The following is a 2,672-nucleotide window of genomic DNA, read 5'->3' on the forward strand; positions in this document are numbered from 1 at the left end:
CATGCTGCCTATCCTTGCAGGATTTTTTGTGCATAACAGAAGCTGGAGAAATATGGGCCCTTGGCATCTTGGAATTTGGTTTAAGCCATTGGCATTATTAAGCACGTTCGCTTCTTTTGCGATTGTTTGCATCGGCATCCAACCGCCCAATGAAAAAGCTGGTTATGCTGTGCTTGCACTCACCATCTTTCTGATTGTGTTCTGGTTTACAGTAGCAAGGCACTGTTTTCAAGGCCCCCCTATTTCCCTGAAACAAATGCAGGAGAAATAATTATGGACGATGAAGCTGTGGACCAGAAGTAACCCAGTACAAATGATCTCTAAGGCTTTACGTTCATTCTTTTGAAGATAGCTTCAAGTTCAGGGCGTGATGCCGAGCGAGTTATTTCTGAAATTCCAAACCCAACCTCCAGCTCTCCGGCCGCAATGCGCTTCATGACGGAATCAGCGAACTCATTCACATCCACGCCAAAGGTGTGAAGTCCCGGACCGCCCAAATCCGTATTTACGGCAGGTGGAACCAGTTCAACCACTTTGACGGCGGTCTTTACAAGTTGATGCCGCAAGGACAAGGTGAACGAATGAAGGGCTGCTTTTGTCGCGCAATATACCGGGACAATGGCCAGGGGCGAAAACGAAAGGCCGGAGGTAACATTGATGATGGCGGGATTTTCCCGTTGCATCAAATGAGGTAAAAAAAGCTGCGCCAGGTGGATCGGCGCTTCAAGGTTCGTGGCAATTTCGCTTTGGGTATCGCTCCATAAATCTGGTTCTGCGATATGAATCCGGCGCTGAATCCCGGCATTATTGATGAGAATATTCATGGCTGGAAAGTCCTTGCGGATGAAGTCCAGTAGCGCGACCCGTTCCGGGGCCTTGGACACATCGCACTGGTGAACAATCATTTTCGGGGACTGTTTTTGGGCTTGCATCAAGGCGTCCTTGCGCCTTCCGCACAGGATCACAGTGCTGCCATTTTCATAAAAATGCCTGGCCACGGCGAGACCAATTCCCGTTGCGCCGCCCGTCACCAAGACTGTATTTCCGCTCAAGTTCATAACGGCCTCCACTGATTTTTGTTCGGGCAAGATACGAAAATTGTCACAATCAGTATAGCCAGCAAAATCAGGGATGCATAACAGCCTCCAAAACCAAGGCCGTCTTTCTCGTGTGCTTTGGTAAGAACATCAGCGCTCGAATCGGGAACTACTATTTCCTTGTAGAACAGCGCAGAGCCTTCGCTCACTACTAAGGCTGTACAGGATATCTATCTCCCTGCGCCAGCGCCATAAAAACATCCAGCGCGCGCCGACCATCATCCCCCAGATCTAGGCTCCATTCGTTTACATACAGATCAACGTGCGCCCAGATAACGGGCTCGCTTAACTCCTGGGCATAGCGCTGCATGGTGTAGAGGGTCTCGCTGCGGTGTTCGTGTGCATAGAGGATAGATCGTTTAACGAGACGTGCGAATCTCTCCCTTACCTCTATCGGCAGCTCCCGCGAGGCGACGATACATCCAAGGGGGAGCGGCACCTGGAACTCACTCTCCCATAGTTGCCCTAGATCACTTATCAGAGTGAGCCCCTGTTGCGCGTAGGTAAAGCGCCCCTCATGAATTACAACACCATAGTCGGCGCTACCGTTTTCCAGCGCCGGCATAATCTCTGAAAAAACTACGTTCTCGATCCGAGTCGCAGCTGGATAGAGATGCCGAAACAGTAATCCTGCTGTGGTTAATGCCCCAGGGCAAAGCACCCTAGCGTTAGCATCGAGGGGGGGCGCATCGCTGCGTGCTAGTAGTAGCGGGCCAACCCCGAAGCCTAGCGCGGCCCCTGCGGGGCAGATCTCATAACGATCGAGTATCCTGGCGGCTGCGTAACAGCTCGCCTTAGAGAGCTCTAGAGTACCGCTATCTAGCCTCTGATTGAGCTCCTGAACATCGAGCAGCTCAATCTCTAACTGCATACCCTCCATATCGATCGCGCGCTCAAGGATGGCATGGAACATGAATGTATCGTTCGGGCAGGTTGAGATTCCTAACTTGTATTTCACACCGTGCTCCAATTATCTTGTCTGGACTACTCCCCCAAACCAAAGAGCCGTTCAGCCCAGCTACGAAATATCTGAACGAGCCCACCCTCTTCGCGCTGAGGATCTAGTCTTCCCATACTAAAGCTAGACTTAATCTCAAGGTGCGGCAGGGCCTCCCGTACCGTTGACTCAAGATCCTTCTGAGTTCGTAACAATTCGGATGAGGCGATAATTCTAATGATAATTGATAGATCCTCCTTCGAGAAGACCCTACTAATGCCCCCAGGCACAACACGAGCTCCCCTGAGCATACCGAGCAAGCCACGCTCGCCGCAACTGAGGTATGCAACCTCAACACCTTCCGCACCAACTACAAGCGAGTGGGCCGCTTTCCAGGAGAACCCACCCTGCTTAGTTTCTAGAATAGAGAGCTGCCATCTATCGCCTGATAATCGCTCGACCCACCATGGAATCTCCCGTACGGCATCAAGGGTGGTTATATGTCCGGTCTGAAGAAGTGCCCGCTGCCAGCTAAGTGCCGCCAGGTCAAGTTCACGGTAGCAACGATCTGCGCCCACTTCTGGCATCAGCCTTGTTTGAATCGTTGCACCGTTAATATTTACGAGCGCTCCCCAGAG

The 2,672-nt window shown here is 51.6% G+C and carries 4 protein-coding genes; 1 reads left to right on the plus strand and 3 read right to left on the minus strand.

Annotated elements, in window-relative coordinates; all coding sequences use genetic code 11:
* Positions 1-271, plus strand: a 271-nt coding sequence (locus NTV65_06660; GenBank protein MCX6114877.1) for an amino acid permease, incomplete at its 5' end; no start/stop codon positions are given.
* A gap of 49 nt (positions 272-320) precedes the next feature.
* Here the strand turns inward: NTV65_06660 and NTV65_06665 are convergent.
* The 3 genes from NTV65_06665 to NTV65_06675 form a co-directional block, all read right to left on the minus strand.
* Complete coding sequence (locus NTV65_06665; protein MCX6114878.1) at positions 321-1,058, minus strand: SDR family oxidoreductase; 738 nt, start codon at positions 1,056-1,058, stop codon at positions 321-323.
* 190 nt (positions 1,059-1,248) lie between these two features.
* A complete protein-coding gene (locus NTV65_06670; GenBank protein ID MCX6114879.1) occupies positions 1,249-2,055 on the minus strand; it encodes a 1,4-dihydroxy-6-naphthoate synthase in 807 nt (268 codons plus the stop codon).
* Positions 2,056-2,081: 26 nt separating this feature from the next.
* Positions 2,082-2,672 (minus strand): hypothetical protein (locus tag NTV65_06675; GenBank protein ID MCX6114880.1); only part of this gene is annotated, 591 nt, incomplete at its 5' end.

The sequence above is a fragment of the Pseudomonadota bacterium genome, assembly GCA_026390555.1.
Lineage (GTDB): Bacteria > Bdellovibrionota_C > UBA2361 > UBA2361 > OMII01 > OMII01.

Coding starts and splice junctions, on each gene's coding strand:
- NTV65_06665 (MCX6114878.1), bottom strand. CDS start 1,058: ATGAACTTGAGCGGAAATACAGTCTTGGTGACGGGCGGCGCAACGGGA.